The following is a 15,459-nucleotide window of genomic DNA, read 5'->3' as shown; positions in this document are numbered from 1 at the left end:
GCGCCGCGGGACGTCATGCGCTGCGAGCCGTTCCACGGTGGGCGGTGTATGACGTCCCGGCGGTTCTGACCGATCGGCCTGGGCCGGTCCTGCCTGCGTCGGGATGGAGCATCCCGGAGGTAGCCTCGCGCCGTGCGCCCAGGTGTAGCGGTCATCGACGACCATGAGGTCGTGGCGCTCGCGGTGGCCGGGATGATCGGCGATCGCGATGACCTGCGCTTCGTCGCGCACGCGACCTCGGTGGACGCGCTGATCGCCCAGCACGAGACGCCGGTCGAGCTCGTCGTCCTCGACCTCAACCTGCGCGACGACACCGACCCGGCCGAGAACGCCGAGCGGCTGCACGGGTGGGGAGCCCAGGTCCTGGTGCTGACGTCGGGGGAGAACCCCTACCTCATCCGGCAGGTCTCGCATGCGCCGGTGCAGGGGATCCTGCGCAAGTCGGCCCCGGCCGAGGAGATCGTCGATGCGATCGTACGGGCGGCCGCGGGCGAGCCCACCACGACCACGGAGTGGGCCGCCGCGCTCGACTCCGATCCCGACCTCGAGGCCGCCACCCTCACCCCGCGCGAGCGCGAGGTGCTGGCGCTGTACGCCTCGGGCCTCGGCGCGAAGGCCGTCGCCAAGCAGCTCTTCATCAGCGAGCACACCGTGGACGACCACATCCGGCGCATCCGGCAGGCGTACGGCCAGCTCAGCCGGCCCGCCAGGACCAAGGTCGAGCTCTATCAGCGCGGAGTCGAGGACGGCTTCCTGCCGATCCCGACCCAGCGGTGAGCGCCCTCGCGGCCACCGAGCCGGTCGGCGGATCCGAGATCCGTGTCCTGCGTGCGCTGACCGCGATCCAGTCCGGCGGCGCGGCTCTGGCGCTGCTCTACGCCGTGACCGTGATGCGCGCAGACCTCCGTGGCGCGCCGGCGGGCTTCGCGGTGATCGCCCTCACCCCGTGGGTACTCAGCGTCCTCGGCATCGCGGTGGTTCCCTCGCGCAGCCGGACCCTGATCCGGGGCTTCAACGTCGTCGCCGCCACCTGGTACGTCTTCAGCGTCGCCGCCCTCCTCGCCGGTACGGCCGCCGGCCTCTGGCGGCCGACCGGCGTGCCCTGGCTGATGGCGAGGTCGACGATCGCGGCCGCGGCAGCCGTGACCGGGTCCGGGGCCGTCGCCGCGGTCGCGATCACGCTGGGGCTCTTCTTCGGCACCGAGGCGCTGCGAGGGCTCGACGGCGATCTCGGCATCCCGGCCCTCGTCGACGACTCGCACCTCCTCTTCTTCGGCCTGATGGTGGCGGGCCTGGCCGAGTTCATCGCCGCCGCGCGGCGGCACGACGAGGTCTCCCGTCGGGCGGCGGACGCGGTCGCCGCCGCCTCGGCCGCCTCCGCCAGCCGGACCGCCCGCGAGCGCATGGAGGCGCTGGTCCACGACGAGGTCTTCACCGCGCTGCTGCTCGGCAGCAGTCGGCTCGCCGCGGCGGCCGGGCCCCAGGCGACCCGGGCGCTCGCCCTGATCGAGCGGGTCGAGGCATCCGGGAGCGGCGGGTCGGTGACCCCGGCCGACCTCCTCGAGCGGTTCGGGCGGCTCGCCCGCCAGATCGCGCCGTCCGCGTACGTCCGTCACGACCGGCACGCCGACGCTCTCACCGTGCCCGCCTACGTCGCCGACGCCCTCACCGACGCCGCCGGCCAAGCGCTCGCCAACGCGGTCAAGCATGCTCCCGGCGCCCGGATCGATCTCGAGGTGGAGATCACCGGTGAGGGAGTACGGGTCCGCGTGATCGACGACGGCCCCGGCTTCCGCCGGACGGCGGTGCCGAACCATCGTATGGGCATCGCCGTCAGCATCCTGGGCCGGGTCAACGCCCTGCCCGGCGCGAGCGCGCGTGTCGTCTCCCAACCGCAGCGCGGCACCGCCGTGACCCTGTCGTGGCACCCGAGCGCGGAGCGGCCGACGGCGACCGGATCCTCGGATCATCGCAGTCCGATGCGGAACACCCGGATCGCGGTGGCCGCCCTCCTCCTCGGCCAGCTCGTGCTCGGCACGCTCGCACTCGCCGACGGGGCGCGCCCGGACGTCGTGCTGCTCGGCTACGCGGGCATCGCGGCCGGCCTGCTCGTCCTCGACTGGCATCACCTGCGCCGGCCCACCCCGGTGCGTACCGCCGTCTCGGTCGGCTGCTGCTGGCTGGTCGGATCCCTCGGCTGGGCACCGGCGGCGCACAACGGCGAGGCTGCCGACTGGTACCTCATCGGGATGGGGGTCGTGGCCAGCGCCGTGGCGATCCGGGGCCGTCCGCTCGGCGCCGCGCTGGCGGTCGGCGGCGGCGTCGCCCTCGGCGCGAGCGGACTGCTGGCCCGGCACGCCACCATGCTGCCGAACCGGATCGTCTTCACCACGCCGGTTCCTGCCGTGCTGTGGGCGATCACCTGCTGGTCGGTGCTGCGTGGCCTCCGGGACCGTACCGCTCGGCTTGCGGAGCACGAACTCGCCGAGGTCGACCGCAGCTCGGCCGACTCCGCCCGGATCGAGACCCTCGCCGAGCGGGTGCGGGAGATCACCACGCTGGTCGCGCCGACGCTCACCCGGCTCGCGACGACCGAGACGATCCCGCTCGGACTCGCGATCGAGTGCCGGGCGCTGGAGGGCCGGTTGCGCGATGAGTTCCGTGGTGGCCGGCTCGCGCGTCAGCCGCTGGTCGACGCCGCCCACGAGGCTCGACTGCGCGGCGTCGACGTCGTCCTGCTCGACGACGGCGACGACCGGGAGCTGTCGGAGTCGACGCTGGCAGCGCTGCGCCGGTGGATGGCCGACGAGCTCTCCACCGCGAGCGCCGAGGGCCGCTTCACCGGCCGGATCCTGCCGACGGGACGCGAGGGGATCGCGACCGCCGTCACCCCCGAGCGAGCCGCCGTCTACTCGGGCTGAGCCGCACCACCACCCGCTCTCCGGGGGCCCATCCGCGGGCCCTTCCGCGGGCCCGGGCCGAGAACACCCTCCTGGGCACGGGTCGGACGACTGTCCGGATGTCGCTGCCGCACCCCCCCCCGTTCGCGTGGTTACGGTGCCGGCGCTCGTGCGGTACCAAGGGAGGCAACGCCGGCCGGTGACGCGTGTGGGGCGTCACCGGCCAGGCGTTGAGGATGCGCGTGAGCAGCGCGCCGCCCGGCTCTGCGACGATGCCCCGGGGCTGTGCTGTGCTGTGCGGGGGCGCGGCGGGGCGCAGCACCGAGGCGCACCGGCCTGTCCGTACGTCCGGAGGGTCCGTCGCAGCGGGCGGTGGTGGTCCCGGTGGTCGTGCGCGACCCGCTGCTTCGAGACGTGTCGTGGCGCCCCGGTCGGTGTCCGTCCCGATCGGAATCGGGGTGTGCGTAACGATTCGGAATTGCCGACGCGAAAGCATTGCAACGATGCAAAACCGTGCGTAGTGTCTGCTTCCAACGCGGCTGTGATGCCGGTCTCACGCAAACTCGGGCGCCCGTCAATCAAGATTGGAATGCACCAATGAACCTCCAGAACACCCGCGCGGCCGGCCGACTCGGCGTGCGTCGCGCGGCCTCCATGGCGGCGATCGCCCTGGCCTCCGGCGTCGCGCTCTCGGCGTGCTCGAGCTCGGACGACACCACCAGCGCGGGCGGCAGCGCCAGCTCCGCGGCGGCCGACCCGAGCGCGTCGCAGAGCGCCTCCACCACGGCATCGTGCTCGTCGGACGCGACCAAGCTGACCTTCTGGGGCTGGCCCGCCGGCTACGACCTGGTGGTGGACAAGTTCAACCAGACCCACCCCGACATCTGCGTCGACCTGGAGAACGCGGGCGCGGCCGGCGACGAGTACACGAAGCTCGCCGACACCCTGAAGGCGGGCAGCGGCGCCCCCGACGTCGCGACCATCGAGTACTTCGAGCTCCCGTCCTTCGAGGTGACCAACAGCCTGGTCGACCTCACCGACTACGGCATCGACGACGCCAAGGCGAACGAGGCCTCGATCGCCTGGCAGCAGGTCTCGCAGGGCTCGCACGTCTACGCCATGCCGGTCGACCTCGGCCCCATGGCGCTGTTCTACAACGAGAAGGAGTTCAAGTCCGCCGGCATCACCGCGCCCGCGACCTGGACCGACTTCGCGACCGCCGCCGGCAAGCTGCACGCGAAGAACCCGAAGGCCGCGATCACGAACTTCGACCCGGTGAGCGCCCAGGATGTGCTCGCCCTGATGCAGCAGTACGGCGCCTTCCCGTTCAGCTACTCGGGCGGAAGCGATCTCGGCATCTCGTTCACCGGCGACAAGCAGATGGAGTTCGCCAAGTACTGGCAGGACCTCATCGACAAGAAGGAGGTCACCACCGCCGGTGACTTCTCCCCCGAGCAGTGGGCCAACTTCGACAGCGGCGCCTCCGCCTCGCGCCTGAGCCCCGCCTGGGGACCGGTCGGCATGCAGGGCAGCATCAAGAAGACGATCGGCGACTGGCGCACCGCGACGCTCCCGCAGACGACCGCCGGCGGCCAGGTCTCCGGCAGCTGGGGCGGCTCGACGCTCGCTGTCGTCAAGGGCACCGAGCACGCCAAGGAGGCCGCCGAGTTCGTGAAGTGGTTCGGCGGCAGCGATGACGCCTGGCAGATCCTCAGCGGCGACGTCGCGGGCGCCTTCCCGGCCTACACCCCGCTCCTCAACGACGCCACCTTCCAGAAGCGGACCCTGCCGATCACCGGCGACTCGACGCCGAACAGCGTCTTCGCGACCGCCGCGCAGAACGTCCAGGCCGCCGAGTGGCCGCCGATCATGACCGCCGCGCTGACCCAGTGGACCTCGACGTTCGCGGGCGTCACCAAGGGCACCGAGACGCTCCAGGAGGCGTTCAAGACCTTCCAGGACCAGATGACGAAGTACGCCACCTCGCAGGGATTCACCGTCACCGGTTCGAACTGATAGACGTCGGTGGGCGCCTCGCTCAGCGGAGCGGGACGCCCACCGGCACGGCACCACCGAAAGAGAAGCGGAAGCGTCTTCATGTCGCAGCAGTCGATCCACCAACCGCCGGTCCTCGCACCGGCCGCCGATGCCCCGGTCCGGCGGCCGGGCGGGCCGGCTCCCCGTCGTACGAGAGCCGCTCGGCGCGACCGCGCCGGCGCCGCCTTCATCGCGCCGCACATGCTGATGCTCGGGCTCTTCATGCTGGCCCCGACCGTGTACGCGGTCTACAGCAGCCTCTTCGCCACCAAGCTGATCGGCGGACGCCAGTACGTCGGCCTGGCCAACTACCGGACCGTGCTCGAGTCCGGCGAGTTCTGGTCGGGCGTGTGGCGGGTGCTGGTCTTCGGGGCGATCCAGGTCCCGTTGACCATCGCCATCGCCTTCCTCTTCGCCGCGCTCTTCGACGCCGGCGTGATCCGGGGCAGCCGGTTCTTCCGCACTGTCTACTTCATGCCGTTCGCGGTGCCCGGCGTGGTGGCCGCGGTGATGTGGTCGTTCCTGCTCCTGCCGCACCTCGGCGCGTACACGCGGGCGCTGAAGTGGGTGGGTCTGGGTGACGTCGACTTCTTCTCCAGCAGCATGATCCTCCCGACGATCATGCTGATCGTCATCTGGGAGTGGACCGGGTACAACATGACGATCCTCTACACCTCGCTCAAGTCGATCCCCAAGGAGGTGACCGAGGCGGCGATCGTCGAGGGCGCCTCCCTGTGGCGGATCATCATCCACATCAAGCTCCCGATGGTGATGCCGTCGATCGTGATGCTGGTCTTCCTCAACGCCGTCGGCGCGCTCCAGCTCTTCACCGAGCCGTCGATCCTGGCGGCCTTCCAGCCGCAGGCGATCTCCTTCGGGTTCACCCCGACCCTGTTCGTCTACCACACCGCCGTCGGCAGCGGGCAGTACGAGCTCGGCGCCGCGGCGGCCGTCGTCCTGGCGCTGATCATCGGCGCGATCTCGTTCGCCGGCTTCGCCGTGCGCCGCCGGAACGGAGAGTTTCGATGACCCGAAGCGCCACCACCAGGCCGATCTCGAGGACCGGCCAGGACCAGGTCTCCCCACACCTGTACGGCCTGCGCCGCGGCACCAGCACGCTGCTGACCCTGATCGCGTCGCTCTTCGCCGTCTTCATCCTCGCGCCGCTGGTCTGGCTGCTCATCAGCGCGACCAAGAGCCAGGCCGAGATCTACAGCAGCTTCGGCTTCTGGTTCTCCGGCCCGTTCCGGCTGTGGCACAACCTGGCCGGGCTGCGGCAGAACATCAGCGGGACCGGCGTCTTCCTGCACTGGCTCGGCAACACCCTGCTCTACGCGGTCTCGGGCGCCATCGGGGCGACCGTGCTCTCGGCCCTCGCCGGCTACGGCTTCTCCCGCTTCCGGTTCCGCGGCTCCAACGCGATGTTCCTGCTGGTGATGGCGACCCTGCTGGTGCCGCTGACCTCGATCGCGCTGCCGCTGTTCCTGCTGTACGCCCGCGTCGGCCTGGTCAACTCGATCTGGGGGATGATCCTGCCGAGCATGGTCTCGCCGATCGGGATCTTCCTGATGCGCACCTACATCGACGCGGCCGTGCCGCCGGCGCTGGTGGAGGCCGCCCGGATCGACGGCGCCTCCGAGGTGTGGATCTTCTGCCGGATCGCGCTGCCGCTGGCGCTCCCCGGCCTGGTCACGGTCTTCCTGATCTCGGTCGTCGCGATCTGGAACAACTACTTCCTGCCCTTGATGATCTTCAGCAAGAGCGAGCGCTACCCGCTGACCGTCGGGCTCTCGGCGCTCTCGCAGGCCGCCGAGACCGGCTCGAAGGCAGAGCTCGTCCCGGTGCTCATCACCGGCGGCCTGGTGACGGTCGTTCCGCTCGTCCTCCTCTTCCTGGTCCTGGAGCGCTACTTCCGCGGCGGCATGCTGCAGGGCAGCGTGACCGGTTAAGGCCAACGGTCGATCCCGTTCGGGCAAGATGTGCGCATGACGGACGCCCCACGACAGCACGAGACGAAGGGTCCCGCTCGGCTCCGCGACGTCGCCGAGCGGGCCGGCGTGTCCATCCGCACCGTCTCGAACGTGGTCAACGGCTACGCGCCGGTCTCGGAGAAGAAGCGCCTCCTCGTCGAGGCCGCGGTCGCCGAGCTCGGCTATCGCCCGAACGTCTTGGCCCGCAACCTCAAGAACGGCCGCAGCGGGCTCATCGCCCTCGTCGTGCCGGAGCTCGACGTCCCGTACTTCTCCGAGCTGGCGCGTGCCGTCGTCACCAAGGCTCGCGAGTTCGGCTACACCGTCGTGGTCGACCAGACCGACGGCGAGCCTGATCGCGAGCGCGAGCTGATCCAGGGCGAGGGCGACGCGGCGCTGTTCGACGCGGTCATCCTCAGCCCGCTGGCGCTGTCGCAGCGGGACCTGCCGCAGCGCGACCCGAAGCATCCGCTGGTCCTGCTCGGCGAGCGGATCGCCGAGAGCGAGTTCGACTACGTCACCATCGACAACGTCGCCGCCGCGCGCGCCGCGACCGCGCACCTGATCGACCTGGGACGCCGCCGGATCGCGGCGATCGGCGATCAGCCGTACGACACCGGCGAGACCGCGCAGCTGCGCACCCGCGGCTTCGAGCTGGCCCACGAGGAGCGTGGCCTCGCGCTGGACCGCTCGTTGCTGGTGCCACGCCGTACGTTCCACTTCTCCGACGGCGCCGACGCGATGGAGGAGCTGCTCAGCCGGCCGGGCGAGCGCCCGGACGCTGTCTTCTGCTACAACGACCTCGTCGCGATCGGCGCCATCCGCACCCTGCTCTCCCGCGGGCTGCGGGTCCCCGAGGACGTCGCCGTCGTCGGCTTCGACGACATCGAGGCGGCGCGGTACCAGACCCCCTCGCTGACCACGGTCGCCCCCGACCGCGGGCAGATCGCACGGCTCGCGGTCGAGCGCGTCATCGCGCGGCTGCGCGGCGCCGTCGACGACGAGCCGGCCGAGTTCTACGCCGAGCACCGCCTGGTGGTCCGGGAGAGCACCGTCGGCACCACCGGCACCGGCACCGGCGCCTGAGCCATCGGCGGAGGCGGTGCGACCCGGCGGCGCACGCACCCGGGAGACACAGCGCCAAAGACAAGGCAGCCCGACCGGCGCGGTGCGCCGGTCGGGCTGCCTTGCGGGGGAGGGCCGGTCAGTCGAGGACCACGTCGATCGCACCCCGGCCGACGACGCTGTCGCCGGACCGGAGCAGGACGTGGAGCCGGCCGGAGGTCGCGCCGGCCGGGAGGGTGGCCCGGACCCGGGCGCTCTTGCTGAGGACGAACGGGTCGACCTGCACGACGTCGTGCGCCTGTGTCTCGGTGACCGGCTCGAGGCCGTAGACGGAGCCCCAGGCGGTCGCGACCGTCACCTCGATCGGGTCGTTCCCGTGGTGCGAGACGGCGACCTCCACGTCGACCTCGCCGGTGCTCGTGACCAGGTCACGACCGGGCGCGACGGGCGTGACGCCGAAGACCGGCACCGTCTCACCGTTGGCGTGCTGCGGCGGTCGACCACCGTGATCCTTCATCGTCCGGTTGCAGTCCACGATGCCGGCGGACTCATGCTCGATGTCGTTGAGCTCGGTCCACACCCAGCCCGCGATCATGTCGTGCCGGCGCAACTCCTGGGTCTGCCAGTGCAGGTTCCAGCCGCGATCGATGGAGGTCCAGCCGCCGCCGAACTCGCTGTTGAGGAACGGCAGCTCGCGCGGCACCGCGCCCTCGACCATCAGGCGCTTGTCCACGATGGTGTCGACGGCGATCGCCACCGGGAAGGTGGGCTCGTCGTTGGCGACCAGGTCGGCGACCTTCGCCGCCCAGCCGGCCGGCGTCTCGTCGTAGACGTGCCAGTCGACCAGGTCCGTCTCGAGGTGCGTCCAGCCGGAGTTGTCGACGGCCGGACGCGAGGGGTCGAGCGCCTTGAGGGTGCGGAAGTCGTTGCGGACGACCTCCTGCTTGGCCGGGTCGTCCGGCAGGGCCCAGTCCAGGCCCCACTCCTCGTTGTAGAGGCCCCACACCACGATGCTCGGGTGGTTGCCGTCGCGCAGCACCATCGGCTCGATCTGCGCGGTGAAGGCCTCGGCGGCAGCGGTCGAGAACCGGCCGGTCGACGCGGGCTCCGCCCAGACCAGCATGCCCATCCGATCGGCGTGGTGGTGGAAGCGCGGGTCCTCGAGCTTGAGGTGCTTGCGCACCATGTTGAAGCCGGCGTCGCGGGCGATCTCGAGGTCGAGGACGAACGCCTCGTCGTCGGGCGCGGTGATCCCGCTGAGCGGCCAGTAGCCCTGGTCGAGGACGCCGCGCAGGGAGATCCGCTGTCCGTTGAGGAAGATCTGGCCGTCGCGGGTCTCGATGCTGCGCAGGCCGGTGGTGCCGGTGACGACGTCGGTCCCGTCGGGTGAGGTCACCTCGACCCGTACGCGGTAGAGGTGCGGGTCGGCGGGGCTCCACAGGCGCGCGTCGGGGAGGGCGAGGGTGACACCGGCGGCGAGGTCGGCGCTGTCGCCGCTCCAGCCGGCCCCGGAGGTCTCGGCTGCGCCCTCGACCGAGATCGACACGGTGGCATCGGCGACGGCCGGGCCCTCGACAGCCGCGACGACCCGGATGCCGTCGAGGGCCTCGGTCGGAGTCAGCCGCAGGGTGGCCAGGTGCGTCTGAGGCCGCGACTCCAGCCAGACCGGCTGCCAGATGCCACTGGATGCGGTGAAGGCGCAGCTGTCGTAGTCATCGCGCGGGGTGCTGCGCTGCTTGCCGTGGGCGATCTGGAGCTTGTCGGCGGGTGCGAAGACCGCGACCACCACCGTGTGCTCGGCGGTCTCGGCGAGGGCGTCGGTGACGTCGAGCTCGAACGGCGTGGTGCCGCCGACGTGGCCGCCCACCTCGGTCCCGTCGACCCACACCCGGGCCTCGTGGTGCACCGCGCCGAAGTGGAGGACGACCCGCTCGCGCCAGCCGTCGTCAACGGTGAAGGTCCGCCGGTAGGCGGCGTGCTCGAGCCAGTGCGCCTCGATGCCGGACGCGGGGGTCTCCCAGGCGAACGGGACCTGGATCTGCTCGTCCCAGCCGCTCTCCTCGTCCGGGCCGTCGATCGGGCCCCGGCGGAACTGCCAGGCGCCGTTGAGCGGCTGCCAGTCCTGCGAGCGATCGAAGTGCGGGCGCGGGTAGTCAGGGCGCGGGATGCCCTCGGACGAACCCACGCCTGCGGGGGCCTCAGAGGTGATCGTCATGTGGTCAGGTCCTTCAGGTCGGGTGGGGCTGGAGATTGGAAGATAGCACCAATTTTGCAACGTTGCAGCAGTTGTCTGCGGCCGCGGCGTTCGGGCTGCGACGTGACCCTTGCCACATCCCCGTCCATCGCCCTACAGTGCCGAGCGGTACGTACTGCAACGATGCAATTTCGCTGGTCCCTCGCACGCAACGACGATGGAGATCCCGAATGAAACGACTGCCCACCACTGCCCGACGCCTCCCGGTGTTCGGCGCCGCGCTCCTGCTGGCTCTCGGGGGAGCTGTCCTGGCTCCCGACGCCGCCAAGGCCGCCACCACCTCGAGTGGCGTTCTCTATGCCCCCAGCACCGCCGCCGGATCCACCGAGGACGCGAGCTACCCACGTGTCATCCGGCTGGCCCACAGCGGCTCGGCCAACGGCACCATGCTCGCGACGTTCTCCCACTCCGGCACGGGCGTCACGAAGGCGAACTTCCCGATCTACCGCTCGACCGACGGGGGCGTGACCTGGTCCTCCTCACCGATCAGCACGGTGACCGACACCCAGCACGGCTGGGACCTGGACGGCCCGACCCTCTACGAGCTCCCGCAGGCCGAGGGCACCCTCCCCGCCGGGACGTTGATCGCCTCGGGCACCGCCTGGAACCACGGCGACTACACCCAGCAGGCGGTCGAGGTCTTCGTCTCGACCAACCAGGGCGCGAGCTGGACCTATCGCAGCTCCTGCGCCACCGAGTCCGGCCTGGCCAACTCGACCGGCCACGGCATCTGGGAGCCCGAGTTCGACGTGGCCGCCAACGGTCACCTGGTCTGCTACTTCTCCGACGAGCGACCTTCCACCAACGGCTACGCCCAGGTGCTGGCCCACGTCTCCTCCACCGACGGCGGCGCGACGTGGGGCAGCGAGGTCTACGACGTCGCGGTCCAGAACGGCGTCGAGCGACCCGGCATGGCGACGGTCGTCAACCTGCCCAACGGCACGTACGCGATGACGTACGAGGACTGCAAGGCCGGCTACGACCCCGACCAGGCCTGCGACGTCTACATCAAGACCAGCTCCAACGCTGAGTCCTGGACCCCGTCGAGCCTCGGCACCCGGATCCAGACCAGCGACAGCCGGTTCCTGCTGCACACGCCGTACCTCACCTGGTCGCCGGCTGGCGGCAGCAACGGCACGCTGATCGCCTCCGGCCAGCGGGTGGTGGCCGGTACGGACGGCTCGCTGGCCGAGCTGCCGGAGAGCGGTCACGTGCTCTTCGTGAACCATTCGCTCGGCACCGGCGCCTGGCAGGAGATCACCACGCCGGTGACGACCTCGCCGACCGGCGGCTACGACTCCGGTGAGACGGCCTGCGCCGGCTACAGCTCGCCGCTGCTCGCCGCCTCCTCGGGCAACACCTTCCTGATGATGGCGGGCGTGCACCTGTCCACCGGCAAGTGCGAGACGTCGTTCGCCACCGCGACGCTGCCGAACGCGCTCGGGGCGATCACCGGTCCGGGGACCACCGGCAAGTGCGTGGACGTGAACACCAACACCGCGACGAAGGGCAACGCGGTCCAGCTCTACACCTGTGGGATCGCCACCGGGCAGCAGTGGGCCCTGGAGACCGACGGCACCGTGCGGGCCTTCGACAAGTGCCTCGACATCGTCGGCAACGGCACCGCCAACTTCGCCAAGGTCGAGCTCTGGGACTGCAACGGGGTCGGCGGCCAGCAGTGGGTCGCGCGCTCCGACGGCTCCCTCTACAACCCGCAGTCCGGGCGGTGCCTCGACGACCCGTCGGCCGTGACGACCGATGGGACACAGCTGCAGATCTACGACTGCAACGGGCTGTCCACCCAGGTGTGGCACGTGCCGACCGCCTGAGGTCGGAACACCGGAACAGCAGGACGACGGAGCCCCGGGCCGATCGGCCCGGGGCTCCGCCGTCCTCAGATCGCGAAGATCGTCCAGCTGACGCCGGTGTCCGCACCCGGCGCCAGCTCGATCAGGTCGACACCCGAGTTGAACGCGTCCGGCGGGCAGGTCATCGGCTCCACGGCCAGCCCGATCCGGTCCAGCCGGGGGGCGTCGGGCCGGTCGGCGGTGTGCACCTGCACCCACGGGCCGGCCGCGTCCCACGTCATGCCGACGCCGCTGCCGCCGGGCGCCACGAGACGGGCCGTGGTGGTGCCGTCCGGCTCTCGGTCCAGCGCGGTGAAGGCGTGGTCGATGAAGGTCGAGCCGATCCGGCGCGGCGTACGGAAGTCGAAGCCCTCCTGGGCGGTGACGCTCTCGTCGTACTCGGGGATGAGGCGCTTGTCGTCGACGACCAGGAAGCGGGCGGCGCGCAGCTCGAGCTCCCACTCGTCGACCCGGCCGTCGCCGGCGACGAGATAGGGGTGTCCGGACAGGCCCACCGGTGCGGGCGTCGTGCTGTCGTTGCGCGCGGTGACCTGGGTGACCAGGCCGCCCTCGCCGAGGGCGTAGCGCACGGTCACCGCGATCCGCCACGGGTAGCCGGCCTGGGCCTCGACCACCGTCGCCAGCACGACCTCGGCGTCGCTCCGCTCGACCAGGGCGAAGTCGAGCCAGCACGCCAGCCCGTGCAGCGCGTGGCCGCGGTCGGGCTCGGTGAGCGCGAGCTGCTGCTCGACCCCGGCGAAGGAGTAGCGGCCGTCGACGACCCGGTTCGGCCAGGGGGCGAGCGCCACGCCGCGGTACGCCGGGCGGACCTCGTCGGCCTCGAACGGCACGACCAGGTCGCGGCCCTCGTGCTGCAGGACACGCAGCGTCGCACCGACGCTGGCGACATGGGCGGTGTACGGGCCGTGCCGCAGCTCGTACTGCTCGCCGGAGAGGGGTCGGGGGTGTGGCATCACTGCTCCTGCTGGGCGCCGGTGGACGGTGTCACCGGGAAGATACGGGGCTCGTGGAAGTCGTGCTCGGCGAACGCTGCGGTGACGCGCTCCGCGACCAGGTCGGCGTCGGGCGCGCGCACCAGCGCGATCGCCGATCCGCCGAAGCCGCCGCCGGTCATCCGGGCGCCGATCGCGCCGGCCGCCATCGCCGTCTCGACCGCGAGGTCGAGCTCGGGGACGCTGATCTCGAAGTCGTCGCGCATCGAGGCGTGCGAGGCGACCAGCAGCTCCCCGATCCCCTCGGCGCCGGACGCCTCGAGGACCTCGACGGTGTCCAGCACCCGCTGGTTCTCGGTCACGATGTGCCGCGCGCGGCGGAACGTCTCGTCGTCCAGCACGGCCCGCGCGTGGTCCAGGTCGGAGACCGAGACGTCGCGCAGGGCGCTCACCCCGAGCGCCGACGCCGCGGCCTCGCAGGAGGCGCGCCGCGAGGCGTACCCGCCCCCGGCGTGCGCGTGAGTGACCTGCGTGTCGATCACGAGCACGATCAGCCCGGCCGCCTCGAGGCCCAGCGGGACGGTGCGGCTGGACGCATCGCGGCAGTCCAGGAAGAGCGCCGCGTCCCGCTCGGACAGCAGCGAGGCGGACTGGTCGAGGATCCCGGTCGGCGCCCCGACGGCCTCGTTCTCGGCGAGCTGTGCGGCCCGGGCCAGCGTCGGGCCGTCCAGCCCGAGCCCCCAGACGTCGTTGAGCGCGACCGCGAGCGAGCACTCCAGCGCCGCCGAGGAGGAGAGGCCGGCCCCGGTGGGGACGTCGGAGACGAAGTACGCGTCGAAGCCGGGCGCGTCGCCGAGGTCGGTCACCCTGCCCAGCGCCCACGCGGTGCCGAGCGGATAGGCCGACCAGCCGTCCACCGTGTCGGGGCCGACCTCGTCGAGGGTGCACTCGCCGAGCTCGTCGGTGGCCTCGGAGGCGACCCGCATCCGGCGGTCCTCGCGCCGGGCGAGGGCGACCCAGGTGCGCTGGTCGATCGCGAAGGGCAGCACGAAGCCCTCGTTGTAGTCGGTGTGCTCGCCGATCAGGTTGGCTCGCCCGGGCGCCGACCAGACGCCCTCGGGCTCGTAGCCGTACCGGGCGGCGAAGCCCGCGAGGACGCGGTCGAGAGCGGCGCCGGGGGCGTGCTCGAGGGTGGTGGTCATACGGGGTTCTCCTGATCGGCGCGGGCGATCGCCTCGCGCAGGCGTTCGGCCTGGGTCTCGGGTGCGATGTCGGCGACCCAGGCTCCCATGGCGGCCTCGCTCCCGGCGACGTACTTGAGCTTGTCCTCGCCCCGCCGTGGCGACGTCAGCTGCAGCGTCAGCCGGATCGCGTCGCGATGCGCGTGCGCGGGCGCCTGGTGCCAGGCGGCGATGTACGGGGTCGGGTTCGGGTAGAGGGCGTCGATCCCGCGCAGCAGGCGCAGGTAGAGGTGCGACAGCTCGTCACGCTGCTCGTCGGACGTGGCGGCGAAGTCCGGTACGTGCCGGTGCGGCATCAGGTGCACCTCCACCGGCCAGCGCGCGGCGAAGGGGACGTAGGCGGTCCAGTGCTCGCCGGCGAGCACCACCCGCGGCCCGGCCTGCTCGAAGGCGAGCACGTCGGCGGCCAGGTCCCCGTCGTAGCGGGTGGTCGTGTCCACCAGTCGCTGCGTCCGGGGGGTCACGTAGGGGTAGGCGTAGATCTGGCCGTGCGGGTGCTGCAGCGTCACGCCGATCTCGGCGCCGCGGTTCTCGAAGGGGAAGACCTGCGCGATCCCGGGCAGCGCCGACAGGGCGGCGGTCCGGTCGGCCCACGCCTCGATGACCGTACGGGCGCGCGCCCGGGTGAGGCTGCCGAACGAGCCCTCCCGCTCGGGGCTGAAGCAGACCACCTCGCAGCGCCCGACGGCCGGCGCCGTCATGCCCGGCCCGATCGTGTCGCTGTCGACGACGTCGGCGCCGGGGACGGCCGAGAAGCTGGGGGAGCGGTTCTCGAAGACGACGACGTCGTAGTCCGACGGCACCTCGCTCGGGTTGCCGGGCTCCTGGGGCGCCAGCGGGTCGAGCGCGGGCATCACCACCCGGGTCTGGCGCGCGGTGGCGACCGAGACCCAGTCGCCGGTGAGCACGTCGAGACGCATCTCGGCGGCGGGCGGGCGCGGGTCGAGCTCGCGCAGGTCGGGCGCCCGCTCCGGCGGCAGCGTCGAGTCGGCGTCGTCGAAGTAGATCAGCTCGCGGCCGTCAGCCAGCCGGGACACGCGCTTCGTGATCGGGGGCACCGGCTCACGTTAACGCCCGGACGACCTAGCCGGGCCATCAGGCCGCGCGAGACGACGATGTGGTCGCCGAGCGCCATGGTGCACCTCCCGGTGCGGCCGGCCCGGCGTCCGTGCCGGGAAAGACCCATCGGCCT

General features: G+C 71.7%; 11 protein-coding genes. 7 read left to right on the top strand and 4 right to left on the bottom strand.

Annotation, left to right across the window (positions count from 1 at the left end):
* The first annotated feature begins 132 nt into the window (after positions 1-132).
* The 6 genes from ACZ5L9_RS05755 (at position 133) to ACZ5L9_RS05730 (ending at position 7,993) form a co-directional block, all read left to right on the top strand.
* Complete coding sequence (locus ACZ5L9_RS05755; protein WP_464534877.1) at positions 133-777, top strand: LuxR C-terminal-related transcriptional regulator; 645 nt, start codon at positions 133-135, stop codon at positions 775-777.
* Positions 774-2,921, top strand: coding sequence for a sensor histidine kinase (locus ACZ5L9_RS05750; RefSeq protein ID WP_464534873.1), 2,148 nt, complete (start codon positions 774-776; stop codon positions 2,919-2,921). The genes ACZ5L9_RS05755 and ACZ5L9_RS05750 overlap by 4 nt, the downstream gene beginning before the upstream one ends.
* A gap of 576 nt (positions 2,922-3,497) precedes the next feature.
* A complete protein-coding gene (locus ACZ5L9_RS05745; RefSeq protein ID WP_464534869.1) occupies positions 3,498-4,916 on the top strand; it encodes an extracellular solute-binding protein in 1,419 nt (472 codons plus the stop codon).
* An 81-nt stretch (positions 4,917-4,997) separates the two neighbouring features.
* Positions 4,998-5,966: a carbohydrate ABC transporter permease gene (locus tag ACZ5L9_RS05740; RefSeq protein WP_464534865.1), complete on the top strand. Its 969-nt coding sequence runs from the start codon at positions 4,998-5,000 to the stop codon at positions 5,964-5,966.
* Complete coding sequence (locus ACZ5L9_RS05735) at positions 5,963-6,886, top strand: carbohydrate ABC transporter permease (RefSeq protein ID WP_464534861.1); 924 nt, start codon at positions 5,963-5,965, stop codon at positions 6,884-6,886. The genes ACZ5L9_RS05740 and ACZ5L9_RS05735 overlap by 4 nt, the downstream gene beginning before the upstream one ends.
* 36 nt (positions 6,887-6,922) lie before the next feature.
* Positions 6,923-7,993, top strand: coding sequence for a LacI family DNA-binding transcriptional regulator (locus ACZ5L9_RS05730; RefSeq protein ID WP_464534858.1), 1,071 nt, complete (start codon positions 6,923-6,925; stop codon positions 7,991-7,993).
* 118 nt (positions 7,994-8,111) lie between these two features.
* Here the strand turns inward: ACZ5L9_RS05730 and ACZ5L9_RS05725 are convergent, their stop codons facing one another.
* On the bottom strand, positions 8,112-10,187 hold the full coding sequence (locus ACZ5L9_RS05725; protein WP_464534854.1) for a glycoside hydrolase family 2 protein: 2,076 nt from the start codon (positions 10,185-10,187) through the stop codon (positions 8,112-8,114).
* Between the two features lie 209 nt (positions 10,188-10,396).
* On the opposite strand from ACZ5L9_RS05725, the gene ACZ5L9_RS05720 reads away from it, so the two are divergent.
* On the top strand, positions 10,397-12,055 hold the full coding sequence (locus ACZ5L9_RS05720) for a ricin-type beta-trefoil lectin domain protein (RefSeq protein ID WP_464534852.1): 1,659 nt from the start codon (positions 10,397-10,399) through the stop codon (positions 12,053-12,055).
* 65 nt (positions 12,056-12,120) lie between these two features.
* On the opposite strand, the gene ACZ5L9_RS05715 is transcribed toward ACZ5L9_RS05720, so the two are convergent.
* From ACZ5L9_RS05715 to galT, 3 genes are read right to left on the bottom strand one after another with little or no spacing between them, the layout of a single operon-like run.
* Positions 12,121-13,047 carry an aldose 1-epimerase family protein gene (locus tag ACZ5L9_RS05715; RefSeq protein WP_464534848.1) on the bottom strand — a complete coding sequence of 309 codons (927 nt, stop codon included), beginning with the start codon at positions 13,045-13,047 and terminating at the stop codon, positions 12,121-12,123.
* Complete coding sequence (galK, locus tag ACZ5L9_RS05710) at positions 13,047-14,228, bottom strand: galactokinase (protein ID WP_464534844.1); 1,182 nt, start codon at positions 14,226-14,228, stop codon at positions 13,047-13,049. Before galK ends, ACZ5L9_RS05715 begins: the two co-directional genes overlap by 1 nt.
* Positions 14,225-15,325: a galactose-1-phosphate uridylyltransferase gene (gene galT / locus ACZ5L9_RS05705; protein ID WP_464534841.1), complete on the bottom strand. Its 1,101-nt coding sequence runs from the start codon at positions 15,323-15,325 to the stop codon at positions 14,225-14,227. The genes galK and galT overlap by 4 nt, the downstream gene beginning before the upstream one ends.
* Between the last annotated feature and the right edge of the window lie 134 nt (positions 15,326-15,459).

It is taken from the genome of Nocardioides sp. JCM 18998 (assembly GCF_055391535.1).
This window is presented reverse-complemented; position numbering and strand designations above follow the sequence as displayed.